Source organism: uncultured Polaribacter sp. (assembly GCF_947497695.1).
In the GTDB taxonomy this organism is placed as follows: Bacteria; Bacteroidota; Bacteroidia; order Flavobacteriales; family Flavobacteriaceae; genus Polaribacter.
Map to the genome: position 1 here is coordinate 20264 of NZ_CANMHM010000017.1, position 26448 is coordinate 46711.

The following is a 26448-nucleotide window of genomic DNA, read 5'->3' on the forward strand; positions in this document are numbered from 1 at the left end:
TTTATTTATAATTTTTCTTTTCTATCATATAATACACCAAAGGCACAACCAAAAGAGTTAAAACTGTAGAAACAATTGTACCTCCCATAAATGATATTGCCAATCCTTGAAAAATTGGATCAAACAGAATAACAAATGCTCCAATAACAACTGTTCCTGCAGTTAATAAAATGGGCGTTGTTCTTACTGCTCCAGCTTCAATACACGCTTGTTTTAAAGGTATTCCTTCACCTGTTCTTAAGTTGATAAAATCAATCAATAAAACCGAATTTCTTACCATAATTCCTGCCAAAGCAATCATCCCTATAAAAGAAGTTGCTGTAAAAAACGCACCCATCAACCAATGCCCTAAAATAATCCCTATTAAAGATAAGGGTACTGCAACCATCATTACAATTGGTGCTTTAAAATTTTGAAACCAACCTACAATTAAAATATAAATCAGAATTAATGCACCTAAAAACGCGATTCCTAAATCTCTAAAAACCTCTAAAGTAATTTGCCATTCTCCATCCCATTTTACGGTATAATCGTCTTCAAAATCTGGCTGCCCTAAATACATTTCGTTTAATTTATATCCTTCAGGAAGTACAATTGAATTCAGTTTTTCTTCCATTCCTAAAATTGCATACGCAGGACTTTCTAATTCTCCAGCCATATCTGCCAATACATAAACCCCACGTTTTTGGTTTTTTCTGAAGATACTTTTAGCAGCAATGGTTTCTTTAATTTCAACCAAATCTGCAATAGGCATCATAGTTCCTTGTTTCGATGTTACTTTTAGTTGAGAAATATCAGAAATCGTAGACTTTTCGCTTTCCTCTAAACTCAAAACCAAACCAACTTGGTTTACTGCATTTTCATCATATAAAGTGGTTATTGGTCTGTTAGACAAAGCCATATTCATTGTGTAGGCAATTTGCTGTGGAGCAACTCCATACAACATTGCTTTTTCTTTATTTATTTCAAACTGATATTCTGTTTGATCTGCTTCCACCATAAAATCAACATCAACAACATCAGCTGTATTATTTAGAATATTTTGAACATCGTTTGCAATTCTTATTTGCTCTTTATAATCAGGTCCATAAACTTCTGCAACTATGGTAGATAAAACTGGAGGTCCTGGAGGAACTTCTACCAACTTTACATTTGCATTGTATTTTTTAGCAATTTTCTGTATTTCTGGTCTCAATAATTTTGCAATTCCGTGACTTTGAATTTTACGTTCTCCTTTATCAACCAAATTCACTTGAATATCTGCCATATTAGAGCCTCCACGTAAATCGTAATGACGCACCAAACCGTTAAATGTAATAGGTGCAGAAGTACCTACATAATTTTGATAATTCACAACTTCTGGTCTTGTAGCTAAATATTGTGCAATTTCTTGTGTTACAACTCCTGTTCTTTCTAAAGTGGTGCCTTCTGGCATATCAATTACAACTTGAAACTCGTTTTTATTATCAAAAGGTAACATTTTTACAGCGACAGAATTGGTAAAAAACAACAACATTGTTGCCATTAAAACAATAAATGTTCCGCCTAAAAACAACCACCTTTTTGTTCCATTTTCTAATAATGGTCTTTCTAATTTATTATAAACTCTATAAATAAACGTTTCTTCTAAAGGTTTTTCAACTTTTTCTTCTTTGGATACTGAGCTTGTCGAAGTATTTTTATCTTTTTCTTTTAAGAAAATATAGCCTAAATATGGTGTAATTGTTAAGGCAACAAATAATGATAAAATCATTGCAATTGATGCTCCAATTGGCATTGGTGCCATATAAGGCCCCATCAATCCAGATACAAATGCCATTGGTAAAACAGACGCAATTACTGTAAATGTTGCTAAAATGGTTGGGTTTCCAACTTCGTTTATGGCATACAAAGCAGCTTGTTTAAAAGGCAAGCGTTTCATCTTAAAATGTCGGTGCATATTTTCTGCAATAATTATAGAATCATCTACCACAATACCTGTTACAAAAACCAACGCAAAAAGTGTAATTCTGTTAAGTGTATAATCTAACATGTAATAACTCAACAACGTTAATGCAAACGTAATTGGAACAGATAAAAATACGACTAAACCACCTCTCCAACCCATTGCCAACATAACAACCAATGTTACAGCAATGATAGAACCAATAAGGTGTAGTAATAATTCTGACACTTTATGAGAAGCTGTTTCACCATAATTTCTGGTCACTTCTACATGCACATCATCAGGAATTAAAGTGGTTCTTAAATGATTTACTTTGTCTAAAATAACTTCTGCAATTTTCATGGCATCTGCTCCTTTTCTTTTGGCTACAGAAATTGTTACTGCAGGATATTCAGATTTGTAATCTGCAGACTTTTCACTTGCTTTTCCAAAACCTAAAGACACATAATTATGTGGAATTTCTGGTCCATCAACAATAGTGGCTATTTGTTTTAAATAAATGGGTTGATTTTGTTGCACACCAACTACTAAATTTTCTACATCTGTAACAGACGCTAAAAACTTCCCTGTTTTTACTAAAAACTCGGTGTCATTTTTATCAAAACTACCAGAACTTAATTGCGTGTTATTGGCTTTTATCATTTCAGAAACCGACAAGAAATCCAATCCACTAGAAGCTAATTTAGCTTTATCTAAAACCACTCTTAACTGACGGTTTCTTCCTCCTATTTTATGCGTAATCGAAACATCATTTACTTTCTTAATTTCAGTTTCTAATTCTTGTGCCATTTGGCTTAATTGGTAATCATTGTAGTTTTCGCTCCACAAGGTTAAACCCAACATGGGTACATCATCAATTGCACGTGTTTTAACTAACGGAAACGTAACGCCTGCAGGCATTTGATCCATGTGTTTGTTAATTTCGTTATATAATTTTACAAACGAACGCTCAATATCTTCGCCCACATAAAACTGCACAATTACCATTGCTTTTTCGCTCATTGCAGTAGCATATACATACTCTACACCTTTAATATTCGAAATTAATTTCTCTAAAGGTTTTACCACTCTATTTTCTACTTCTGTAGGACTTGCACCAGGATAACCTACAAAAATATCTGCCATTGGCACATCAATTTGTGGTTCTTCTTCTCTAGGAATTAAAAACGACGCATACACACCAACAACCATAAAAACGATCATTAGCAATATGGTTAATTTAGATCCAATAAAGACTTTTGCAATTTTTCCAGCTAAACCTTCTTTCATTTTATATATATTTTTTGGGCGTTTTAACAGGCTATCCGTTTCAATCTTTTTTTGCCATATATGGCAGCAAAAAAAGGATTTCCACTACTATCCTTAACGCGAACATTCTTATTCTTAACTAAATTTGTTATTTATAATACAACTATCACTGCCAATTGAGACTGTAAACTGACCACTGAAAACTGCCTACTGAACATTAACTTTTGCTCCATTAAACAACTTCCCTTCTGCAGAAACGATGTAAGCTTCATCAGCATTTAAACCCGATAAAACTTCAACTTTATCTCCAAACGTTTTTCCTAAACGCAACCAACGTAATAATGCTGTATTGGTCTGACTTACTGAATAAATTCCAGATAATTGTCCATTTTTAACAATGGCATCCACAGAAATTAAAACCATTTCCGATTCATTTTTTTTATCAACAGGAAACTGAACTGTAGAAAACATTCCTGATAAAACATTGATATCTGTTTTATCTATAGCAATTTTAACCAAAAATTGACCTCCAGTATTTTTAGCAGAAGTACTAACTTCAGTAACTGTTCCTTTTATCGTTTTATCTAAAGATTTTACCAAAACATCAACAGAAACACCCTTTTTAATTTGCGAAATTTCTGTTTCTGGCACCATTGCAATTACTTCAAAATTGCCTGGAGTTTCTAAACTAATTAAAGGTATTCCAGGATTTGCCATATCTCCATTTTCTATATTTTTACTGGTAATTATACCAGAAAAAGGAGCAGTAATATTAGAATATGTAAACTGAGCATTAATCTCATTCTTCATTTGATTTGCAGCTTCCAAACCTGCTTTTGCCATTTGGTAATTGGCAGTCATATCATCCATTTCTTTTTGAGAAATACTATTACTTGCCATTAGGTTTTTAAATCGATTGTAATTTTTTTCAGCATTTGTAAAAGCAGTATTCGCTTTTGTAATTCCAGCATTTACTTGCGCTCTTTTTGCCTGTAAATCTGTATTATTAATAGAAACTAACAACTGACCTTTTCTAACTTTATCACCAACATTTACATGAACTTTTTTTACAAAGCCCATCATTCTTGTACTTAAATCTGCACTATTTGCAGCTTGTATTTTTCCACTAACAGACAAAAACGGACTGTTATCATTTACAGCAACTTTGTTAACTTTTACACTAATTGCAGGTGTATTGTCTAATGCTACTTTTTTTTCTTCACTGCCACAACTCGTTAAAAATATTGATGCTGTAAAAAATGCTATGATGTGTATGTATTTTTTCATTTGTTTTGATTTTTCCAATCCCTAACTATTTCTAAAGGAAAAGGGAACTGTTGTGTTAAGGATTCGTGTTTATTTTATTTATTATTTTTTAGTTTCTAATTGAAAACTGGCACTTATTACTGTCAACTTTTTCTATTTTTTTGTCAGAAAGTTTAAATAGGTTTTTGTATAATTATATTGATAAATGGTTTGATAATATTCTAATTGCTTTTGTGCAAACTGTGTTTCTGCCATTAATAAATCGGCTGTTTTTTCTAAACCTTCTTTAAATCTATTTTTTCTTATTCTTAAAGATTCTTCAGATTGCTCAACTGCTAATTTTGTTAATTCTAAACTGTTTTTAGCATCAACTAATTGGCGTTTTACTTTATTCAATTCTAAATTACTTTTAGATACATATTGATTGTATGCTAATTTCGATTTTTCGAATTCTGCTTTACTTTTTTGTGCTTTTCCAAAACGTTTAGAACCTTGAAAAATATCCCAACTTAATTGTGCCCCAATGATATAACCATTTGCATTACCTTGAAAAACTTTGTTATCGTACATTTCATAACTTCCAAATGCATTTAAACGTGGTAAAAAAGCCATTTTATCTGCTTTATTCATTGCTTCAAAACCTTTTAAAGCCAATTCCATTGCTTTGATATCTGCTCTGTTTTCAGAAATATTTTTATCATCAACATTTAAACCTGTAACCGATAAATTTTCTGTTGGTTTGTAAACAACATCACTTTTATCATCCATTAAAAAAGACAAATAATTAGATGCATTTTGCACATTGCTTTTTGCAGTTTGTAACTGATTTTTAACTTCTGTAACATGAATTTCAACATTTAAAACATCAGCTCGTTGTAAAAAACCTTGTTTAAAACTATTGTCTGCCATAAGTTTATTTGCATTTGAGGTTTCTAAAGCTTTTTCTAAAACAGCTACTCCTTGATACGCTAATTGCAATTGCATATATGCTTTTTCTACTTCGAACACCAAATAATCTTGTGTTCTTGCTGTTTTTAAAGACGTGGCTTCCATTTTAGATTTTGCTGCTTTACGTTGATAAAAGCCATCTAAATTTATTAATGGTTGTTCTACTTTAATAATCGTTGCAAAATTCTGAGTAGTTGTTGGATCATTTAACAAAGAAGGATTAAAATCGTTTTGCGTTAAAATTCCTTGATTTAATTTAGACCCAAAAGCCATTAGTGGATTTGTGGTAGAAATACCTGTATGACTTGCAGTAATGTTTGGTAAAAAAACTGCATTTGTTTGTTTATAATCTGCTTTAGCAACATTAAAATCTTCTTTAGAAATTTTTAAGGATAAATTATTTTCAGAAATTTTAGACAAAACTTCAGATTTATCAATCGAAATTATCTCTTGTGCAGGTAATTGTTGAGAAAGCAATAACCCAATTATAAGTACGCTCTTCATTATTTTTTTCATCTGTTATATTTTAACAATGCAAAACTAAAGTGAATAAAACCTTTTTTTAGTAACATTAGTTACCAAAGAAAAAGCACCTAAATCATAAAGACTTAAGTGCTTTTTAACCAACTTAAAAATTAAAACTAATTACATTGTTCGTTACTACCATTTATAATGGCATCAAAGGCATCTTGGGTTATAAATTGTGGTGTGTATGTGCCTCCTTTTTTATCTAAACCTTTTATAAAACTTCTTAAGTGATTTCTTGAGCCACATATTAAATTTTGATATACATTTATTAAAGTATTATTTTCTGTAAGAGAAACGTAGCTTTCTAAATCTTTGATATCTAAATCTTCTATGGTTGCACCAATTTTTAAAGCTTCTACAGCACTTTTAGCACCATCTATTACAAAGCTATCATAATGGTTTTGTAATTCTTGATTGCTAAAAATGCCTTCTGGTAAAATAGTATAGGAAATCTTATGTTGTTTTAATAAGTTTTCAATGGCATCTATATGCGTTTGTTCACTTTTTTTAATGTTTGCAAACTGATTTAAACCCCAAGTTTTGTCTAAATATTCATAGGTGTCTCTTGCTAATTTTTCTTCTTCTAACATAAACAATAATGCTTCAGAATCTTCTAGTAAAATAGTTGCATTATCATCTAAATTTACAATGTCATCTTGATTGTTAAACATTTCTAGCGTATCACTAGAATCTTCTGAACACCCATATATTAGTATGGCAAAAGTTATCACTAGAAAAAGGTTTACTGTTTTTTTGATTGCTGTTTTCATAATTTCTAAAATTTAAAATTCTTTGTATAAAGATATTATGAAAAAAAGAAGTTATTAGTAACTTAGGTTACACAAAAAAAGCACCTTAAAGGTGCTTTTAGAGTTTTTTGAAAAATATATATTTTAATAACTAGTATCATCTAACTTTACCTTACCATGAAAGGTTTTGTACAAAAATAAAAAGTAACCCGCTAAAAGTGGTGCACCAATTACAACAATTGTTAGCATAATTCCTAACGATTTTTGTGAAGAAGCTGCATTGTATATGTTAACACTAAATTTAGGATCTATTGTAGATGGTAATAAAACAGGATACAATTGAAACGCAACTAACATTAATAAAAAAGCCATAGTTAAAGAAGAAAAAACCAAAGCATTTGCATATTTTTTCTTAGAAACCAACCTTGGCACATTTGCTACTGCTAAAAAAGCCAAAATTGGTAAAATAAAAAATACTGGATATTCTTTAAATTTATCAGTAACACCTGGTAAAAAAACAAGTGTATATAAAGAGGTTACAGCAAAACTAACGATAAAAAATAGCATCCCTTTTTTTAGTAAAAACGTTAATCTTGCGTATAAACGGCCTTCTGTTTTCAATAATAAAAAGATAGCTCCTTGTGTCATAAAAATTGACAAAGTTGTGAAACCAACCATAATTGCATACGGACTTAAAAACGCAAAAAATATTCCACCTTTATAGCTAAAATTTTCACCAAGTTCAAAACCCTGTAAGACGTTTCCTAAAACAACGCCTAACAAAAAGGCAATTAAAGTATTGGAAATAAAATAAATGATATCCCAAGTTTTACGCCACCAAGTCATTTTTTCTGCGCTTCTAAACTTTATGGCAGATGATCTTAAAACCAACAATACTAAAAATAGCATAAACGGAATATACATTGCAGATAACATAGTTGCATACATTACTGGAAAACCAGCAAACAAAGCTCCACCACCAATAATTAACCAAACTTGATTAGCATCCCAAAGTGGACCTATGGCATTAATAGCAATTCGTCTGCTTAAATCTTTTTTAAAGAACAAATGCCATGCACCTGCACCATAATCAAAACCTTCTAAAATGGCATATCCTGAAAATAATAAACCCACAACCAAATACCAAAGTGTTGGATAATCTATCCCTAAAAACGTTTCTAACTCTACCATCTTATATAATTTTTAAATCATTTTTAACTTCATCATAAGGGCCGCTTATTATCTTCTTGTTTAAAGAATAGATAAACAACAGAAATAATATGGTGTAAACAACTAAAAATAATATCAATGAAAAAAGAATTTGATTTGATGACACTTCTTGCGAAAAACCTTCATCGGTTCTTAAATGCCCATAAACAATCCAAGGTTGTCTGCCCATTTCTGCTGCAAACCAACCTACTTGATTAGCTATTTGTGGTAAAATAACTGAGAAAGCAAAAATCTGTAACAACCATTTTTTGTCAAATAACTTTCCTTTCCACCATAAAAAACTAGCAGATACTGTTAAAGCGATTAAGAACATTCCAATAGAAATCATGATATGATAAAACTGGAAAACAGCATTTACTTGATTGGGTCTGTCCTCTTCAGGGAATGCGTTTAAGCCTGTTATTGGTTCCTCAAAATCTTGATGTACTAAAAAAGATAATCCACCTGGTAAAGCCAAACCTGTAACTTCTTGACTTTCGTTATCAACCCAACCAAACAAGTACAAATCTGCAGGCGCAGATTTCTCATAATGCCCCTCCATAGCAGCTAATTTTGCAGGTTGATTTTTGGCAACTCCATCTGCAGAACTATGACCTGAAAGCAATTGCGTTAAAGAAAATATAGTTGCTACAGCTAAAGCAATTTTAAATGCTTTTTTAGAAATTGTAATATATCGTCCTTTTAAAAGATAATAGGCATGAACACTTAATACTAAAAATGCTCCCGCTAAAAATGCACCTTGCCAAACATGTATAATTCTGTCTACACTTGATGGATTAAAAACCATAGCCCAAAAATCGGTAACCTCTGCTCTTGCATTTACTCCTTCGCCTACAATATGATAACCAGCAGGAGTTTGCTGCCAACTATTGGCTACCACAATCCAAACTGCAGAAAACATAGAACCTAAAAAAACACCAATTGTAGAGATAAAATGTACTTTTGGAGAAACCCTGTTCCATCCAAAAATTAAAATACCCAAAAATGTACTTTCTAAACCAAATGCAAAAAGACCTTCTGCAGCCAAAGCACTCCCAAAAATATCGCCAACATATCTAGAATAAACAGCCCAATTGGTCCCAAATTCAAACTCCATAATAATACCTGTGGCAACACCAATACCAAAAGTAATGGCAAATATTTTTAACCAAAAACGGGTTAATACTTCATAGTGTTTATTTCCAGTTTTTAAATATAAACCTTCCATAATTACCATAATTAAGCCAATACCAATACTTAAAGGCGGATAGATATAATGAAAGGCAATGGTAAAGGCAAACTGAATTCGTGCTAAAATTTCGGTATCCATAATAGAAATATTTAAGTTTTGTAAAGGTAAAATCTTAGATTTAATCTATTGGTAACAAATATTACATATTGGTAATTTTAACAAATAGCTCTATACCTTTTCTATTGTGAAAAGAATTGTAACAAGATTCCATTTGAATATTTTTAAAATAAGGTTGAAAATATTCTAGATATTCAGCTTTATTTCCACCAAAAGGTGGATGATCTTCGTTAAGTTTTGCATCAAAAAGCAAACCAACTAATTTGCCATTATTATTTAACAACTCATTTATTTTTGATGCATATTTTGGTCTTAAATCTGGATTTATGGCACAGAAAAAAGTTTGTTCAATGACTAAATCAAAAGAAACATGTAAATCAAAAAAATTAGCATGTATTAATTGATTTTCAGGAAAACTTGGAACTCGCTTTTTTAAATTTTCTAAAGGAATTTTAGAAATATCAACCACAAAAACGTTTTTAAAGCCATTTTTAAAAAGATATTCTGCTTCATAAGAATTGCCTCCTCCAGGAATTAAAATTTTTGTATCTTTATTTTTTAATTGATCAAAATAAGCTTTTAAAGGCGGAGAAACTTCGCCTAAATCCCAGCCAATTTTATTTGTTTTGTATTTATTTTCCCAAAAAAAATCATTTAGCTCCATTATACTTCGCATTTCTTCATACCAAAAGTACATTTTAATAAATTTAGTACATTAAAATTGTGCCTTACCATTATCTTAAAATTTAGTTAAAAACAATTTTGTTCCATTAATTAATTAAACCTTTGTTAGGTTAATTTGTCCATAAATCAAAGTAACCATAACAAAATGCAAAAGATATTAGTACTTATTAGCTTTTTTTTAACATCATCTATATACACTCAAACGCAAGATTTTAATATTACGGGCAACATTAAATCTGCAGATGATAAAGAAATACTAGAAGCTGCAACAGTACATTTAGAGAGATTGAAAGATAGCAGTATCATTTCTTACACAATTTCTGACGCTAAAGGAAACTTTGAAATTAAAGGCAAAACATTAGATACTAAAATAAAACTAGTCGTTTCTTTTATCGGTTTTAAAGCATACACTAAAACTATTACTGTTAAAAACCAAAACACAGGTACTTTATTCTTAAAAACTGAGAATAATTTAGATGAAATTATCATTAAAACTTCTGCTCCTATTATTATTAAAAAAGATACGGTAGAGTTTAACGTAAAATCTTTTAAAACAAAAGCAGATGCTAATGTTGAGGATTTACTTAAAAAACTACCAGGTGTTGAAGTTGACTTAGAGGGAGCTATTACTGTTAATGGTAAACCAGTGAATAAAATTTTAGTAAACGGAAAACCTTTTTTTGGCAACGATCCTACTATAACTACCAGAAATTTAACTAAAGAAATTATTGAAAAAATACAAATTACAGATACAAAAACCAATGCCCAAGCTTTTTCTGGCGAAGATTCTGATGGAGAAAACAAAACCATTAACTTAACTATTAAAAAAGAAAATAACAAAGGTTATTTTGGCAAAGTTGCAGCAGGAAAAGGCTCTAATGATCGTTATGAATATGCTGGTTTAGGTACACGTTTTCAACAAAGTGAAAGAATTGGTTTGCTTGCTGGAGGTAATAATATTAATGCTCCTGGGTTTAGCTTTGGAAACCAAAGAAATCAATTTGGTGGAAATAATAGAAGTTTTGGTGGCGGACAAGGTATTGTAACTTCGAATAATTATGGGGTAAATTACATCAATACTTTTAAAAAAATATTTGAATTCTCTGGAGATTATTTTTACAAAAACAGTGAATCAGAAAATAAATCAACAAGAAATAGAGAAACTTTTTTAGCAAATGGTGACAGCTTTACCAGAAATTCTGAAAGCGATACTTTTAACGAAAGTGATAGCCATGATGCAAGCATCGATTTTGAAATAGAAATAGACAGTACTTTTAGAATTGACATAGAGAGTGATTTTAACAGAGATGTAAATAGAAATACTTACAATAGCACATCTAACAGTTTAAACAATAGTAAAACACTTACCAATACTTCTAACATAAATTCTATTGCAGATTCTCAAAGAAATCGATTTGATAATGAAATAAATATTACCAAAAAACTGGGCAATAAAGGTGCTTTTATTAGGGCAGAAATTACTGCAAATTTAAACCAAAGTGAAACTGAAGATTTTGTAAAATCTGAAGCTACTATTTTTGGAGATAATCCAAATCAAATTATTAGAAACCAATATTCTGATGGAAGTTCTAATCAAGAGCAAATTGGTAGTGAAGTAACGTATCGTTATCCACTTTTAGCAAATAAATTATTTGTTGATGTTGCTTATGAATATGGCAATACAAAAACAGAAACAAAACGTAGTACCTTTAATTTTGATGAAACTACAAATGATTTTACAGATTTTAGTGATTTATTAAGTACCGATTTTGAATATTTAGACAAAACAAAAAGACCAAGTGCAGAACTCGAATTTAGAAACGATAAATGGTCTGCTTCTGCAGAAATAGCACACATTAACAGATCCTTAGAAAACAAAGACTATTTAAGACCAGAAACAAATTTGCAAAGAACGTTTAATAACCTAGAATATGGTGCAAGTATGCGTTACAGACCAAGCAAAAGTAAACGCTTTAGACTTCGATATAATTTTAGAAACAACACTCCAAATTTATCTCAATTACAACCTTTTAGAGATGAATCTAACCCACTTAATATTGTTACAGGAAACCCTACTTTAACCCCCTCTAAAACACATAGCTTACGTTTTGGATTTTCTAACTTTAATTGGCAAAAAAGAACTGGTTTTTGGTCTTTTGCAAACCTATCTTTTACAAATGACAGAGTGGTATCTAATACAATTATTAATACCAATACTTTAATTAGAGAAACAAGCTATGCAAATGTAAATGGTTTTTATAACATTAGAGTTGGTGGTAGTTATAGTTCTTCTAAAAAATGGGAAGATTTTGGAAGCTTAAAAACAGAACTTTCTCTTTTTGGAACACATAATAAAAACATCAACTTTAACAATGGCATAAAATACTCTAGCAAAACCACAAATATATCTCCAAGAATTGGCTTTGATTTTAACTGGGACAAAGTGCTACAGATGAGACCAGAATATTCAATTTCGTATAACAATAACAGATATGATATTGAGCAATTTGAAGATAGAGACTTTGTGAGTCATGATATTAATATTGCTACAGCAACCTTTTTACCAAAGAAATTTGAATGGAGAAATGATGTAAGATATAACTACAACCCAAATATTGCAGATGGTTTTCAAAAAAGTGCATGGTTTTGGAACACCTCTTTACGTTATGCTATTTTAAAAGATAATGGTGCTATTAGCTTAAGAGTTTTTGACCTATTAAACCAAAACACCAATGCAAGAAGAACTGCTTCAGAAGATTTTATTCAAGATTCATCTAGTACTGTATTAAACCAATATGCAATGCTTGCCTTTAGTTGGAAATTTAATAGTTTGGGTAGTGCAGGTAAAAAGTTTGAACCCTCTCGTAGAAGAAGAAGATATCGTTAATCCTAAACTAAATCTAATAAACATTTTTAATACATTATTTTAAATAGCTAACAAATATTAAATTCTTTGCTTAAAATAATTATAAATAAATTGTAAAAACTTAAATGATTTTCCTGCCAAAAAAAATGACGCTATATTTGCATTATAGTTTAAAATAAACACTTTTTATGAATACTTTAGAATTAGCAAAAAAAAATATTAATGAAAAAGGATTTTTAGATATTGAAACGCCTAATATTAATTATGTTGATGAAATTCTAAAGCTTAAAAAACAGAAAAACGCTGTTATTTTAGCACATTATTATCAAATTGATGAAATTCAAGAAATTGCAGATTTTGTAGGTGATAGTTTAGCTTTGGCTCAAAAAGCTGCAAAAACAGATGCTGATATTATTGTTTTTGCAGGTGTACATTTTATGGCTGAAACTGCAAAAATATTAAACCCAACCAAAAAAGTACTTTTACCAGATTTGTTAGCAGGTTGTTCTTTAGCAGATTCTTGTCCGCCAGAAAGTTTTGCTGCTTTTAAAAAGCAACATCCAGATCATTTGGTGGTAACTTATATTAACTGCTCTGCAGAGATTAAAGCGTTAAGCGATTATGTTTGTACCTCATCTAATGCTAGAAAAATTATTGATTCCATTCCTTTAGAGCAACCCATAATTTTTGCTCCTGATAGAAATTTAGGCGATTATTTAAACAAAGAAACAGGTAGAGAAATGTTACTTTGGGATGGAGCTTGTATGGTACATGAGGCTTTTTCTATGGAAAAATTGATCGATTTATACAAAGAGCATCCAGATGCAGAATTAATTGCACATCCAGAATCTGAGGCTCACATGTTAAAGGTTGCTAAATATATTGGCTCTACCTCAGGGCTTTTAAATCATGTTAAAAACAGTACAAAGAAAAAGTTTATTGTAGCTACAGAAGCAGGAATTTTATTTCAAATGTTACAAGAAAATCCTGATAAAATAATTATACCTGCACCAGCAAAAGAAGACAATACCTGTGCTTGTAGTGAATGTGCTTACATGAAAATGAACACCATGAAAAAACTGTATCTATGTTTAAAACACGAATTACCAAACATAGAGGTAGAAGCTGAATTGTGTAAAAAAGCAATAATTCCTATCAACAGAATGTTAGAACTTTCTAAATAACACTTTAAAATGTTACCGAATAAAAAAATAATTTCTACAGATTTTTTAGTTATTGGTTCTGGAATTTCAGGGTTAACTTTTGCCTTAAAAACCGCCACTAAGTTTACAAACGCAAAAATTACTATTGTAACTAAAGATGAGCAAAGTGAGTCTAACACAAAATATGCACAAGGAGGTATTGCTACTGTTTATGATAAAAATGTAGATAGTTTTGAGCAACATATAAATGATACCATAATTGCAGGTGATGGTTTGTGTGACGTAGATGTTGTAAAAATGGTCATTGAAGATGCTCCTAAAAGACTTGATGAACTTATTGAGTGGGGCACAAAATTTGACGAAGATAAAAATGGTTATTACGATTTAGGAAGAGAAGGTGGTCATTCTCAAAACAGAATTTTACATCACACAGATATTACTGGTGCAGAAATAGAACGTGCTTTATTAGCACAAGTTAATGCATTGCCAAATATCGATTTTTTAACGCATCATTTTGTAATTGATTTAATTACAGAACACCAAGTTAAACAAAAAAGAACCAAAAGAAAGGATAAAATATCTTGTTTTGGTGCTTATGTAATCGATGAAAAAAATGCCATCGTAAAAACCTTTGTAAGTAAGTTTACACTTTTAGCTTCTGGTGGAAATGGGCAAGTATATGAAACCACTACAAACCCAACAATTGCAACTGGTGATGGAATAGGAATTGCTTACAGAGCAAAAGCAGAAATTTCTGAAATGGAATTTATTCAGTTTCATCCAACAGCGTTGTACAACCCAGGAGAGTATCCTGCATTTTTAATTTCTGAAGCTGTTAGAGGTTTTGGTGCAAAATTAAAAGATTATAATGGCAATTCTTTTATGCATAAGTATGACGAAAGAGAAGAATTGGCTTCTAGAGATATTGTTGCAAGAGCAATTGATAATGAGCTAAAATTGAGTGGAAAACCTCATGTGTATTTAGATTGTACACAGCTTGATATGGAAAAATTTAAAGAGCACTTTCCTAACATTACAGAAAAATGTGCATCGCTTAATATTGATGTAACTAAAGATTTTATTCCTGTGGTACCAGCGTCTCACTATATTTGTGGTGGTGTAAATGTCAACAAAAAAGCAAAAACATCTATTAAAAAATTATACGCTTGTGGAGAAGTGACAAGAACTGGTTTGCATGGTGGAAATAGACTTGCCTCTAACTCTTTATTAGAAGGTTTGGTATATGCTCACAAAGCTTTTTTAAATGTTTCTAAAAAGTTCGATAAAGCAAAATTACCTAAAGATATTCCTGCTTGGAATGATAGTGGCGTTGTTAAAAACATGGAAAAAGTTTTAATTACTCATGATAGAAATGAAGTAAAAACAATCATGACAAATTATGTAGGTATTGTACGTTCTAACGAGCGTTTAAGACGTGCAGAAAAAAAATTGAGCGTACTTTATGAAGAAAACAAGCGTTTATACGACCATTCTGAACTTTCAGTAGATTTATGTGAATTAAGAAACTTAATTACAACTGCTTACTTAATTACACAGTTTTCTAAAAAAAGAACTCAAAATTGTGGTGGTTTTTATAGTTTAGATTGTATTGCTAAATAAAAAAAACCTAAAATAAATCAGATGCTTTTTAATTAAACTACTTCAAAAATTAACCTAAACTATTTATAATAGTAACTAATTCTTTTTTGGGCACTGCACCTGATTGCCTCCAAACTTGTTTTCCTTTTTTATATAAAATTAGAGTTGGCACTCCCCTAACTTGATATTTTGTTGCCAAAGATTGATTTTTATCAACATCAATTTTAATAATAGAAACCTTATTGCCCAAAGCATCTTTTACCTCTTTTAAAATAGGACTCATTGTTTTACAAGGACCACACCATTCAGCAAAAAAGTCTACTAAAACAGGTTTATCTTTATTTATGATTTCCGAAAAATTGCTCATACCTAAGAAATATATAATTATTTATTAAAAGTAATACTCCAAATTCCTCTCACTTGATTTTCACTATAACCTGTAGCCAAATCTTTTGGATACAATTTATCAATTTGAGCTAAGGTATTTGATTTAATATCTGAATTTGATTTACCATGACATTGCAAACACATACTATTTGTTTTAATAGGATAATAAACTTTTACATTTTCTGCAGATGAAACAACAATAGGTTCTGATTCTTTATTTGCTTTTATATCTTCTTTAAAAATAGTAATGTATCCGTTTTCTAAAGCATTTGCTTTGTTTTTAGAATTTCTTGGTTTGTCTGAAACTCTCTTTATCACAGCTTTGTGCACAACAGACATACTATCTGTTAATGGAAATGCTTTTATATTACAAAATTTTAATGCAGCTAAGGTTCCTTCTTTTTGAATTTTACCCATTAAATTTTTTCCTAAAACTACTTTTGTAGATAAAGCATATTTTAATCCTCTTTCACTATAAGGTAAATCTTTAAAATTATTTCCTTGTTCTGGTTTTCCTTTTCTCATTCCATTTCCATTACCTCTGCCATTTCCATGTTGTTCTTTGTAATGCTCTTCAAACCATTCTGGTTTTTCAATATCAAACTCAAACATATAATCTGCAATTTGCTGAATCGTTTCCTCTGGAAAAGCTTGTTTTGGCATTACACCAAAACGTTTTACAGCACCATACATTTTAGCATTTTCTTTGGTGGGATTTTTAATAAAAGCTTGTATCTCATTTACAAAATTCTCTTTTGTTGTACTTCCTTTTAAATAACGCTTTTTAATAGCAATCATAGGAGGTGCAATTCTACTTTCTTCAGTTGTGGTAGGATTATGACAAACATAACAGTTTGTTTCTAGTAACTTTTTACCAGAATGCGTTTGAATTTCTGGTGTATTTTCTTTTTTCTTATTAGAATACGAAGGTCTTTTTGAATCTTTACAGCTAAAGATAAATGCAAGTAAAAGTAATAATGTAATTGGTTTCATCTTTTTTTTTTACAAAAGTAAGATGAGTTTAGTTCTTATACAGTAACTAATGTTACAGTTCTAACACCTTAATACTATTTCTATGGAGGTTAATTTTACCTTCATTCTCTAGTTTTTTAAGCAATCTAGAAACTACAACTCTAGAGGTATGTAAATCTTCAGATATTTGTTTGTGGGTAACATGTAATATATCATTATGAGTTACCATTGCTTTGTCTTTAAGGTATTTAAAAAGACGTTCGTCCATTTTTAAGAAAGCAATCGTATCTACAGCGTCTAAAAGCTCGTCTACTCTAGCGTGATAACTTTGTAAAATATAAGCTTGCCAAGTTTTATATTTGCCTAACCATTCTGCCATCTTTTCTTTTGGCAGCATAATCAATTCTACGTCTGTTTCTGCTACTGCTCTAATTTTACTTTTTGTTTGTCCCATACAACAAGAAAGTGTCATAGCACAAGTATCTCCTTTTTCTAAATAGTATAAAACTAATTCGTCTCCATTTTCATCTTCTCTAAGAATTTTAATAGCACCAGAAATTAACAAAGGCATCGATTTTATGTAATCGTCAACTTCTATAATTGTAGTGTTTTCTTTAAAATCTTTAGGAATCCCTAAAGTATCTATTTCAGTTATCAATTCCTTTTCAAAGAGATATCCAAAATTATCGTTTAATGTACTTGCCATTTTCTTAAAATTATAAGATTTTAAAAATACTAAAATTAAAGATAATCATAAAGTGATATAAGAATTTAATTCAACAAGAATAGCCTAGAAAATCCTAGGCTATTCTTATTCATTTAGGGGGGAAATTTTATTTTGCTTTTTTATCAGTTTTCATTAATAAGAAAATAGCTGTCACTAAGCCAATAACTACTAACACAAAAATACCAATCATAATAGTACCATTTACCCAAGAAACTAAAGGAAGGTTTAAAAAATTCATATCTATATCGTTTAGAAATTCAAAAATAAAGGTTCTTCCTATTTTGATTTATGATAAAAATCAGTTTTCTAAAAATTTACATTTAAAATATCTCCACTTAATTGTAAGAGTTGTAATTCTATCAATTTAGCATCAAATTTAGCATTGTTTAAAGCCGTTTTTGAGTTGATAAAATTAATTTGTGCTTGCCTAAATTCTATAGAGGTTACTTGCCCTAATTTATAGCGTTCTTGCGTTCTCTCAAAATTATTTTGCGTTGTTAAAACGTTGGTTTCTTGTGCTTTTAAAATAAACAATTGGTTTTTATAATTCTCCCAAGTATTCTTTAAATTATTTTCGATATTTACTTTTTGTTGTTCTAAAGCTATTTGTTGGTTTTCTAAGCCAATTTTAGCATTTGCAACTCTTGTTTTGTTGCTTCCACCATCAAAAATATTCCATGTTAAATTAAGGCCTGCATTTAGACCATCAGAAATAATTAATTTTGCACCAAAAGGGTTGATTAAATTTTCGTTTTCTGTTCTATTAAATCCATAAGAAGCATTAAAACCTAAAGCTGGTAAAAAGTTAGCTTTGTTTATTTTGATGTTGAATTCACTAATAGCAATGTTACTTTCGTTTTGTTTTAAAAGTGAATTGTTTTTTAAAGTCTTCGTTTTTAAATCATCATAATTCAATAATTTAGTATACTTAACAGCAGTTTCTACTGTATAATTTATATGTTCTTTAGCACCTAAAATTACATTTAAACCCCTTTTTGCATTGTTAAATAATTGTTTGGAACTGATAAATGCAATACTATCATTATTAACATCTACTTGTGCATTTAAAAATTCTAATTTAGTTGCCTGTCCATATTCATATTGATATTTTGCACGTTGCAATCTTCGTTTAGAAATTGTTAAAGCTTCATTTAAATTATGTGTATTTTCAGCAAACCTTGCTATTTCAAAATACACTGTAAACAATTGTAAATAGGTGTTTTCAATAGTTTCTTTGGCTTGTAATTGAGATAGATTATATGTCTCTTTTAATTGTTGATAATTATACTTTCTACCTAAACCATCAAAAACAACATAATTTAAACCTAAAGATGTATTGTATGTTTTTGAAACAACACCATTTCCTGATATTTCTGCATCATTACCAGTTTCTCTATCAGTAAAAGTAAGACTTTGATTATTTCTACTATAATTTGCCCCAGAAGTTGCTGAAACTGTTGGTAAAAAACCAGTATTATAAACACTCGCGTTGTTTTTTGCCACTTCTAAATTATTATTGGCAATTTTAATTCCGAAGTTGTTTTCTAAAGTGATTTCTAAAGCTTCTTTCTTTGTTAAAATTTCTTGCGATATGCCATCCAAAGAAATTAAAAACATCACAATTAAAATACTTGTCTTATTAAATTTCATCTGCATCAAATTTAGATTCTATAATAGCTCTTTCTACTTCTTCTTTGGTTATTTGTTCTCCTGTTTTTAACCACTTAATCATCACTTTTATCGAATTAGAAACTGATAGTAACAAAGGCAACATAATTAATGTTAAAACAGTTGCAATTGCAATTCCGTAAGAAATTGAAATTGCCATCGGAATTAAAAATTGTGCTTGTCTGCTTTTTTCTAACAAAAGTGGTGCTAAACCAGCAATTGTTGTTAGAGAAGTTAAAAAGATAGCTCTAAAACGAGATTGACCTGCTTTAATTAAAGCTTCATCATATTTTATCCCTTCTTTTAAATAACTGTTGAATTTACCTATCAATACCAAACCATCATTTACCATAATACCTATTAAGGCAATAATGCCTAAAAATGATAAAATTCCGATAGGAAAACTATGAAAATAATGCCCCCAAATAACACCAATCATGCTAAAAGGAATCATAATAATTAATAAAATGGGTTGACTGTAAGAACGAAATGTAAATGCAATTACAATATAAATCAGCAATAAAATAATTGGTCCAACAACACCCACAGAATCTGTTGTTTTTTTGGCTTCTCTATTTTGCCCTTCATACAAAGGACTTACAGAAGGATATTTAGAGGTAATTTGAGGCATTACTCTGGTTTTAATATCCTCTAAAATTTCTGTAGCACTTGCTTGCAAATCTTTTAAATCTGCTGTAATTTGTATTTCTCTTTGTCCTTTTAAGTGATTGATGGCAATGTCTCCTCTTTGAATTGTGTAGTTTGCAATTTCAGAAAACGGAATTCTATTTCCTGTTGGTGTTACAATTCTCATATCATCTAAATCGTTTATAGAAGACCTGTCTTTTCTATCATAACGCACCCAAACTTTAATTTCATCTTGTCCACGTTGAAAACGTTGTGCTTGTAACCCAAAGAAACCAGCACGCACTTGTGCCATAATAGCTTGTAAATTTAACCCTAATAAATAGGCATTGTCTTTAAGTGTAATTTGTATTTCTTTAATTCCTGCAGGATCATTATCTGCAACATCTTTTAAAAGCGGATTATTTTCTAACTCTAGTTTTAAATCCGCTTTAGCGGCTTTTAATTCATCAATATTATTACCTAATAGAGAAACTGCAACAGGGCTTCCACCAAAATTACCTCCAGATCCAAAAACTAAACTTTCTACACCATAAACCTTGCCTACTTTATCACTAATTGTGTTTGTAATTTCTGGCGATGAAAAATCTCTTGCTTCACCAGGTAATAAATTTACTGTTAAAGTTGCATTTGCACTTCCTGGACCCACACGTTTTATAATATTTTCTACAACTTCCAGATCTCCAGATTGTTTCTTTGAGTATTCCTTATTTACCAACCAAACTTTTTCTTCTACGGATGATATAATAGAATCTGTAATTTGCTCATTTGTACCTTGAGGCATTGTCAATGAAATTTGAATTTTATCACTAGCAATTCTTGGAAAAAAGGCACTTTTAATAATGCCTGCTTTTAAACTTAAAACACTAATAATAACCAATGCTACAGGTATTGCTAAAGCAAATACTTTGTTTTGTAAACAAAATTTTAAAAATGGTATATAATACCCATCTCTAAATTTTGATAGAACTTTGTCTGCACCAGCATTTACTTTATTAAAAAAAGTATCAATTGCATTGGTTTTTTTTAGGTTTCCATTTTCTAATCTTTTTCTCTCTAAAGCTTTAGAGTGGGCAATATGTGCAGGTAAAATAATTAAGGCTTCAATTAAAGAAACACTTAAAGTTAGTAGTACAATTGTGGCAACTTCACCAAAGAAACTACCTATTCTACCATCCACAAAAAAGAAGGTTGAAAAAGCGATAATAGTTGTTAAAATTGCAGAAACAATTGGTGGAATAACTTCTAGGGTTCCATCTATTGCAGCTTGAATTTTAGATTTTCCTAAATCGTAATAATGATGGTAAATATTTTCGCCAATTACAATTCCATCATCTACTAAAATACCAATCACAATGATCATCCCAAAAAGGGACAATACATTGATGGTTACATCAAATTGTGCTGCAAAAATAAACATGCCAAAAAATGCAATTGGCAAACCAAAAGCTACCCAAATAGCCAAACGTAAATTTAAAAATAAGGCTAAAAAGAATAATACTAATAGAATACCTACAATACCATTTTCAATTAACAATTTTGTTCGTCCGTTTAAAGTGATAGAAGAATCGCTAGAAACATTTAATTGAACATTTTGGTTTTCTTGATTAAATTGATGGATGTAGTCTTTAATTTTATCAGCCGAAGAAATCAAATCTTCATTATTTGTATTACTAACAGTTACATTGATAGCTAAATTTCCATTATAATAAAGTCTGTCTGGAGTTTCTGACCAAGCATCTCTAACCTCAGCAATATCTTTTAAGCGAATAATAGTTCCGTTTGTTTCTGTTCTAACAATTAAGTTTAGAAGTTCTGTACCATAATAAGATCTGTTACTTGCTCTTATTAAATAATCTTCTTCAATTGTTTTTACATTACCTCCAGTAATTAAAATATTAGAATTTTTTACAGCATTTGATACTTCTGTAAACGTTAAATTATAAGCTCTTAAATCGTTTTCTCTAACCGCTATTTCTATTTCTTCATCAGGAAAACCAGAAAGTGCTACTTGAGAAATTCCTTCTATACCTCTAATATCATTCTCTACATTTCTAGCATATTGTTTGATAGATTTTAGGGAAACATTTTCTCCACTTATTGTAAAACTTATAGTTGGTCTACTATTTTCTACTTTGGCAATTACTGCTGGTTCCATGCCTACAGGAAAAGAAGGCACTCTATCTACTGCATTTTTTACATCAGACAAAACAACATCAATATTTTTACCTTTTTCAACCTCAATATTTACAGTTGCACTATTTTCTCTAGAAACAGAAGTTACCCTTTCTACACCAACAATTCCTTTTAAATTGTCTTCAATTTTTAATACAACACCTTCTTCCATTTCTGCAGGTGAAGCTCCAGGATATGTTAAAGAAATATTGATTAATTCTGAATCTACTAAAGGAAAAAAAGAAGATTTCATGCTAAGAGCACCCACAGATCCAAAAATTAAAAATGCAATAATCATTACATTTACAGCAACTGGATATTTAATAAAATACGTAATATTTTTTTTCATTTTATGATGAATTTATTTCAGTAATTATTTGCTGTTATCAATCTTCACAATCATCCCATCAAAAGCACCAGGTAATGTTTGCTTCAAAATTTTATCATTATTTTTCAAACCTTTAATAACAACAGATTCTGTATCAAAATAAACAGGATTTACAGTTGTTAAACTTAAAACACTATCGTTTTTAACGGTATAAACAGCTGTATTATCTACCAATAATTTTCTTGGAATTTCAATGGCATCAGTTTCTGATTTTGCTACTAAATTTGCTTCTAAAAACAACCCTTCTTTTAAATCTGAATGTTTTACCTCTAAAAAGGCTTTTATGGTTTGAGATACCTGATCTACTTTGCCATTTACACGCACTACTTTACCTGTATACTTTTTAGTTTTTTCTAAATTTGATAAAGCTACAGCATTCCCTATTTTTAATAAATCTGCAAATTCTGCATTGATAGAAACTTCCATTTCATAAACACTAGGATCTATAAATTCGCCTAATTTCTGACCAACTCTAACCAAAGAACCAGAACTTACCAAAGCTTCTGTTAAAATACCAGAAAAAGGAGCTCTTAAAATATATTTAGACAAACGGACTTCTAAATTTTTAACATTGTAATAGGCCGTTAAAATTCCTCTTCCAGAAATAAAATACTTTTCTTTATCTGATGAAAACTCAGGTAATTTTGGAGTTGATTTGCTCATATCAAAACCTTTAACATAGGTTTCCCATTTAGAAAATGCCAAAGGATAATCTAAACGTAAATCTGGTAGAATTGCTGTAATTAAATTATTTAAATTACTTTTCTGAGATTGTAAACTTGCATAAAATTCATCACTATTTATGCTTAATAAAGTTTCTCCTCTATTGTACGTTGTACCAGCTTTAAATAATTTATTAGACGGTTTTAAAATACCAGAAACTTCAGAAAATAATTCAATTTTGTTTTTAGCAATTAAGTTTCCATTTGCAGATAAAATAATAGGAATATTGGTATTGGTTACATTTTCTACAAAAACAATTTTTACTTGTTTTTTAAATTTAGGTTTGGGTTTTTGATTTTTATCAACTAGATAATTCCCTAAATAAATGGCTCCTAGTATTGCTAAAATACCTAAAATGGCTAATATTAATTTTCTCATAATTTTTTTATTAAATATGTGCTGCTTTTGAGCAGAAATTAGTTTGTATTTTTTTAAATATTTTAATCATTTGTTGCTTTTCTTCTATGGATATATTTTGCTCCATAGTTGTTATTAATTGCTGAATAACAGGTTTTGTTTTTTTAAATATTTCTTTTCCAAAAGAAGTAAGATGTACAATTTTACTCCGTTTATCTTTTTTACATTGTTGTCTAAAAATATAATTTTTAGCCTCCATCTTAGTTAATAAACGTGTTAAAGAAGATTTGTTTCTAAGTGTTAAAAAAGCCAATTCATTTTGATTTAACCCATCTTTATCGTGTAATTTTTTAAGTACAATCATTTGTTCTTTTGTCAAATCAAGATGATTGAGTTCAAATGATTCTTGAATAAAGTAATCAACAATTTTAACTGTTTGGCCTAACCAAGGACCAATAGAGTTTTCAAAATCGATATGTGTTTTTTCATTTTCCACTATGTAAAAGTACTTAAAATTTCATTTAGTTGCACATGCAACTAAATGAAGTGTCTTAAAAAAATCACAATTTTATAAAACGATTTATTTTAATTTTTTGTTGATTTTACAATATTTACTGGTTTAGATTGTTTTAAACATCTAAAAGAAAAAATTAGAATAAAATGAAATTTACACACAAATTAACATTTTATTGCTTTAGAAAACGGAACTTTGTAAACGAAAGAATTTTAATAGATTTACACCACTTAAAATACCATTTTAAATAAATTTGATTTGTTGTTCTAATACAAACACCGCACTTTTTTTCTCTTCAATAGATGAAATTCCTTCCCAAATTTGGGAGGATTTAGGGTGCACAAAAAACAGTTATTTTCATCCAGATTTTTTAAAATCATTAGAAAAAAATCACCCAGAAATATCGTTTTATTATATTGTTTTGGTTGATAAAAAAAATAAACCCACTGCTTTTGCAAGTATAAAAATTGTTGATTTTTATTTAAATGCTATTAAAAACGATTTTGAGTTATTAAAAGTTATTGGTAGAAAACTACATATTTTTCCTGATAAGAAACCTTTAAAACTCTTAATTTGTGGAAATACTTTTGTAAGTGGAGAACATGGTGTTTTTATAAAGGAAAGTAAAGATAAAAAGGAAATTGTAAAAGAACTTGCAAAAAGTATCAATCATTTTGTAAATTATGATAAAAACCTTAAAAAACAAATTGATGCTTTTTTAATAAAAGACTTTGCCAAAGAATCTCTTTTTAACACAGATGAATTAAAAAATCACAAATACAATCCTTTTTCTGTTGAGCCAAATATGAAGCTTCAATTGCAAAAAAATTGGCTAAGTTTTGATGATTATTTAAGTGCAATGAAAACTAAGTTTAGAGTAAAAGCAAAAAAAGCTTTTAAACAAAGTGTACAAATTGTTATTAAAGAAGTTACTACAGAAAACATTGAGAATCAATTGCCAAAAATGACACGTTTATACAAAAAGGTAGCTACCAATGCAGGCTTTAATTTAGGCAATTTTAACTTAGAAACTTATAAAGATTTAAAAGAAAAATTTGGCGAAAACTATATTTTAAAAACATATTGGTTAGATGATAAAATTGTAGGTTTTATCTCTGGAATTATAAATAACACCTCTTTAGACGCACATTTTGTTGGTATTGATTATCAATTAAATAGAGAATATGCCATTTACCAAAGAATGTTGTATGATTATATTGAAATTGCCATCAATAAAAAATTAAAAACCATTAATTTTGGACGAACAGCAAGTGAAATAAAAAGTTCTGTTGGTGCTATTCCTCAAGAATTAACCATGTATCTTCGTCATAAAAGAACCATTAAAAACAAAATTTTAAAGTTATTTTTACAAAAGGTACAACCTACTCCATTTCAACAAAAATTTCCCTTTAAAAATTTAAAAAACTCGCATGAAAAATAGTAATGAATTAATTGCTCTTTTAGATTTAAAAGATGAAGGAAACCATAATTTTACTGGATATAGTGTAAATATTGGAAGTCCAAATGTATTTGGAGGACAAGTGGTTGCTCAATCTATTAATGCTGCATACAGAACCATTCCTAAAAATAGATTTTTACATTCTTTGCATTCTTATTTTTTAGAAGCTGGAGATTTAGAAACACCTATAAATTATCATGTAGCAGAAATGAGAGATGGAGGCAGTTTTTCTACCAGAAGAGTAACTGCAAGTCAGCATGGTAAAACCATTTTTATTTTAGCAGCATCATTTCATCAAAAAGAGCAAGGTTTTGAGCATCAAACAAAATTAGACACTGGTATAAAACAACCTGAAGATTTATTAAGTTGGGACGATATTTTAGAGCAATTTGGAGATTTTTTACCAAAATCGATGAAATATTTTTTAAGTATAGAAAGACCTATTGAATTTAAACCTCTTAGAATTCCTAATCCTTTACAACCAGAAGATTTACCACCAAATGAACAAGTTTGGTTTCGTTTAAAAGGCGATAATCATCAAAAATTAGATATTAGAACAAAGCAAGAAATTCTTGCTTATATTTCTGATTATAATGTTTTAAATGCAGCTTTTAATCCAAATGCGAGTACTCACAATTTTGGAAATACACAAACTGCTAGTTTAGATCATTCGATGTGGTTTTTTAGAGATTTTGATTTTAAAGATTGGATGCTTTTTTCTGCAGAATCTCCTAATGCTTTTGGAGCAAGGGGTTTATCAAAAGGAAATATTTTTACAAGAGATGGCAAATTAATTGCTTCTTTTGCACAAGAAGGATTGTTGAGACCGAAGAAAAAGTAGGCAGTATTCAGTATTCAGTATTCAGTATTCAGTATTCAGTATTCAGTATTCAGTATTCAGTATTCAGTATTCAGTATT

Annotated in this window: 20 protein-coding genes; 5 read left to right on the forward strand and 15 right to left on the reverse strand. The window is 29.7% G+C overall.

What is annotated here, in order from left to right:
* Position 1: 1 nt before the first annotated feature.
* The 7 genes from Q0731_RS12255 to Q0731_RS12285 form a co-directional block, all read right to left on the reverse strand.
* Positions 2-3214 (reverse strand): efflux RND transporter permease subunit, encoded by a 3213-nt coding sequence (locus tag Q0731_RS12255; RefSeq protein WP_299064516.1) that lies wholly within the window; start codon positions 3212-3214, stop codon positions 2-4.
* Between the two features lie 186 nt (positions 3215-3400).
* Positions 3401-4480: an efflux RND transporter periplasmic adaptor subunit gene (locus tag Q0731_RS12260; protein ID WP_299064517.1), complete on the reverse strand. Its 1080-nt coding sequence runs from the start codon at positions 4478-4480 to the stop codon at positions 3401-3403.
* 132 nt (positions 4481-4612) lie between these two features.
* Positions 4613-5923, reverse strand: coding sequence for a TolC family protein (locus tag Q0731_RS12265; protein ID WP_299064518.1), 1311 nt, complete (start codon positions 5921-5923; stop codon positions 4613-4615).
* 125 nt (positions 5924-6048) lie between these two features.
* Positions 6049-6705: a DUF2202 domain-containing protein gene (locus Q0731_RS12270; RefSeq protein ID WP_299064520.1), complete on the reverse strand. Its 657-nt coding sequence runs from the start codon at positions 6703-6705 to the stop codon at positions 6049-6051.
* Positions 6706-6828: 123 nt separating this feature from the next.
* Complete coding sequence (cydB, locus tag Q0731_RS12275) at positions 6829-7875, reverse strand: cytochrome d ubiquinol oxidase subunit II (protein ID WP_299064522.1); 1047 nt, start codon at positions 7873-7875, stop codon at positions 6829-6831.
* Position 7876: 1 nt separating this feature from the next.
* Positions 7877-9223, reverse strand: a complete 1347-nt coding sequence (locus tag Q0731_RS12280) for a cytochrome ubiquinol oxidase subunit I (RefSeq protein WP_299064524.1) — start codon at positions 9221-9223, stop codon at positions 7877-7879.
* A gap of 61 nt (positions 9224-9284) precedes the next feature.
* Positions 9285-9866: a methyltransferase domain-containing protein gene (locus tag Q0731_RS12285; protein WP_299064551.1), complete on the reverse strand. Its 582-nt coding sequence runs from the start codon at positions 9864-9866 to the stop codon at positions 9285-9287.
* A 165-nt stretch (positions 9867-10031) separates the two neighbouring features.
* Between Q0731_RS12285 and Q0731_RS12290 the strand changes: the two genes are divergently transcribed.
* The 3 genes from Q0731_RS12290 (at position 10032) to nadB (ending at position 15535) form a co-directional block, all read left to right on the forward strand.
* Entirely contained in the window at positions 10032-12773 is a 2742-nt protein-coding gene (locus tag Q0731_RS12290; protein ID WP_299064526.1) for a TonB-dependent receptor, read from the forward strand.
* Between the two features lie 167 nt (positions 12774-12940).
* A complete protein-coding gene (gene nadA, locus Q0731_RS12295) occupies positions 12941-13936 on the forward strand; it encodes a quinolinate synthase NadA (RefSeq protein ID WP_299064528.1) in 996 nt (331 codons plus the stop codon).
* Positions 13937-13945: 9 nt separating this feature from the next.
* Positions 13946-15535, forward strand: coding sequence for an L-aspartate oxidase (gene nadB, locus Q0731_RS12300; RefSeq protein WP_299064530.1), 1590 nt, complete (start codon positions 13946-13948; stop codon positions 15533-15535).
* A gap of 49 nt (positions 15536-15584) precedes the next feature.
* Here the strand turns inward: nadB and trxA are convergent, their stop codons facing one another.
* The 8 genes from trxA to Q0731_RS12340 all read right to left on the reverse strand — a co-directional run bounded on the left by trxA (position 15585) and on the right by Q0731_RS12340 (position 24052).
* Positions 15585-15881 carry a thioredoxin gene (trxA, locus tag Q0731_RS12305; RefSeq protein ID WP_299064532.1) on the reverse strand — a complete coding sequence of 99 codons (297 nt, stop codon included), beginning with the start codon at positions 15879-15881 and terminating at the stop codon, positions 15585-15587.
* 17 nt (positions 15882-15898) lie between these two features.
* Positions 15899-16894 (reverse strand): DUF3365 domain-containing protein, encoded by a 996-nt coding sequence (locus tag Q0731_RS12310; RefSeq protein ID WP_299064534.1) that lies wholly within the window; start codon positions 16892-16894, stop codon positions 15899-15901.
* Between the two features lie 52 nt (positions 16895-16946).
* Complete coding sequence (locus Q0731_RS12315) at positions 16947-17579, reverse strand: Crp/Fnr family transcriptional regulator (RefSeq protein ID WP_299064536.1); 633 nt, start codon at positions 17577-17579, stop codon at positions 16947-16949.
* A gap of 127 nt (positions 17580-17706) precedes the next feature.
* A complete protein-coding gene (locus tag Q0731_RS12320) occupies positions 17707-17838 on the reverse strand; it encodes a hypothetical protein (protein WP_299064538.1) in 132 nt (43 codons plus the stop codon).
* A gap of 68 nt (positions 17839-17906) precedes the next feature.
* Positions 17907-19250 (reverse strand): TolC family protein, encoded by a 1344-nt coding sequence (locus Q0731_RS12325; RefSeq protein ID WP_299064540.1) that lies wholly within the window; start codon positions 19248-19250, stop codon positions 17907-17909.
* Positions 19240-22437 carry an efflux RND transporter permease subunit gene (locus Q0731_RS12330; RefSeq protein ID WP_299064542.1) on the reverse strand — a complete coding sequence of 1066 codons (3198 nt, stop codon included), beginning with the start codon at positions 22435-22437 and terminating at the stop codon, positions 19240-19242. The genes Q0731_RS12325 and Q0731_RS12330 overlap by 11 nt, the downstream gene beginning before the upstream one ends.
* 24 nt (positions 22438-22461) lie before the next feature.
* Positions 22462-23577, reverse strand: a complete 1116-nt coding sequence (locus Q0731_RS12335; protein WP_299064544.1) for an HlyD family efflux transporter periplasmic adaptor subunit — start codon at positions 23575-23577, stop codon at positions 22462-22464.
* Between the two features lie 10 nt (positions 23578-23587).
* Positions 23588-24052, reverse strand: coding sequence for a MarR family transcriptional regulator (locus Q0731_RS12340; RefSeq protein ID WP_299064545.1), 465 nt, complete (start codon positions 24050-24052; stop codon positions 23588-23590).
* 271 nt (positions 24053-24323) lie between these two features.
* Here Q0731_RS12340 and Q0731_RS12345 point away from each other — a divergent pair, with 271 nt between their 5' ends.
* Both Q0731_RS12345 and Q0731_RS12350 read left to right on the forward strand, forming a co-directional pair.
* Positions 24324-25511, forward strand: a complete 1188-nt coding sequence (locus Q0731_RS12345; RefSeq protein ID WP_299064547.1) for a GNAT family N-acetyltransferase — start codon at positions 24324-24326, stop codon at positions 25509-25511.
* Entirely contained in the window at positions 25501-26370 is an 870-nt protein-coding gene (locus Q0731_RS12350; RefSeq protein WP_299064549.1) for an acyl-CoA thioesterase II, read from the forward strand. Before Q0731_RS12345 ends, Q0731_RS12350 begins: the two co-directional genes overlap by 11 nt.
* The last annotated feature ends 78 nt before the right edge of the window (positions 26371-26448 follow it).

Excerpts from the sequence above, each read along its gene's own strand:
- Q0731_RS12320 (WP_299064538.1), bottom strand. The coding sequence starts at position 17,838 with ATGAATTTTTTAAACCTTCCTTTAGTTTCTTGGGTAAATGGTACTATT.
- Q0731_RS12270 (WP_299064520.1), bottom strand. The coding sequence starts at position 6,705 with ATGAAAACAGCAATCAAAAAAACAGTAAACCTTTTTCTAGTGATAACT.
- Q0731_RS12265 (WP_299064518.1), bottom strand. The coding sequence starts at position 5,923 with ATGAAAAAAATAATGAAGAGCGTACTTATAATTGGGTTATTGCTTTCT.
- Q0731_RS12285 (WP_299064551.1), bottom strand. The coding sequence starts at position 9,866 with ATGGAGCTAAATGATTTTTTTTGGGAAAATAAATACAAAACAAATAAA.
- Q0731_RS12315 (WP_299064536.1), bottom strand. The coding sequence starts at position 17,579 with ATGGCAAGTACATTAAACGATAATTTTGGATATCTCTTTGAAAAGGAA.
- nadA (WP_299064528.1), top strand. The coding sequence starts at position 12,941 with ATGAATACTTTAGAATTAGCAAAAAAAAATATTAATGAAAAAGGATTT.
- nadB (WP_299064530.1), top strand. The coding sequence starts at position 13,946 with ATGTTACCGAATAAAAAAATAATTTCTACAGATTTTTTAGTTATTGGT.
- Q0731_RS12335 (WP_299064544.1), bottom strand. The coding sequence starts at position 23,577 with ATGAGAAAATTAATATTAGCCATTTTAGGTATTTTAGCAATACTAGGA.
- Q0731_RS12255 (WP_299064516.1), bottom strand. The coding sequence starts at position 3,214 with ATGAAAGAAGGTTTAGCTGGAAAAATTGCAAAAGTCTTTATTGGATCT.
- cydB (WP_299064522.1), bottom strand. The coding sequence starts at position 7,875 with ATGGTAGAGTTAGAAACGTTTTTAGGGATAGATTATCCAACACTTTGG.
- Q0731_RS12280 (WP_299064524.1), bottom strand. The coding sequence starts at position 9,223 with ATGGATACCGAAATTTTAGCACGAATTCAGTTTGCCTTTACCATTGCC.
- Q0731_RS12330 (WP_299064542.1), bottom strand. The coding sequence starts at position 22,437 with ATGAAAAAAAATATTACGTATTTTATTAAATATCCAGTTGCTGTAAAT.
- Q0731_RS12325 (WP_299064540.1), bottom strand. The coding sequence starts at position 19,250 with ATGAAATTTAATAAGACAAGTATTTTAATTGTGATGTTTTTAATTTCT.
- Q0731_RS12260 (WP_299064517.1), bottom strand. The coding sequence starts at position 4,480 with ATGAAAAAATACATACACATCATAGCATTTTTTACAGCATCAATATTT.
- trxA (WP_299064532.1), bottom strand. The coding sequence starts at position 15,881 with ATGAGCAATTTTTCGGAAATCATAAATAAAGATAAACCTGTTTTAGTA.
- Q0731_RS12290 (WP_299064526.1), top strand. The coding sequence starts at position 10,032 with ATGCAAAAGATATTAGTACTTATTAGCTTTTTTTTAACATCATCTATA.
- Q0731_RS12350 (WP_299064549.1), top strand. The coding sequence starts at position 25,501 with ATGAAAAATAGTAATGAATTAATTGCTCTTTTAGATTTAAAAGATGAA.
- Q0731_RS12310 (WP_299064534.1), bottom strand. The coding sequence starts at position 16,894 with ATGAAACCAATTACATTATTACTTTTACTTGCATTTATCTTTAGCTGT.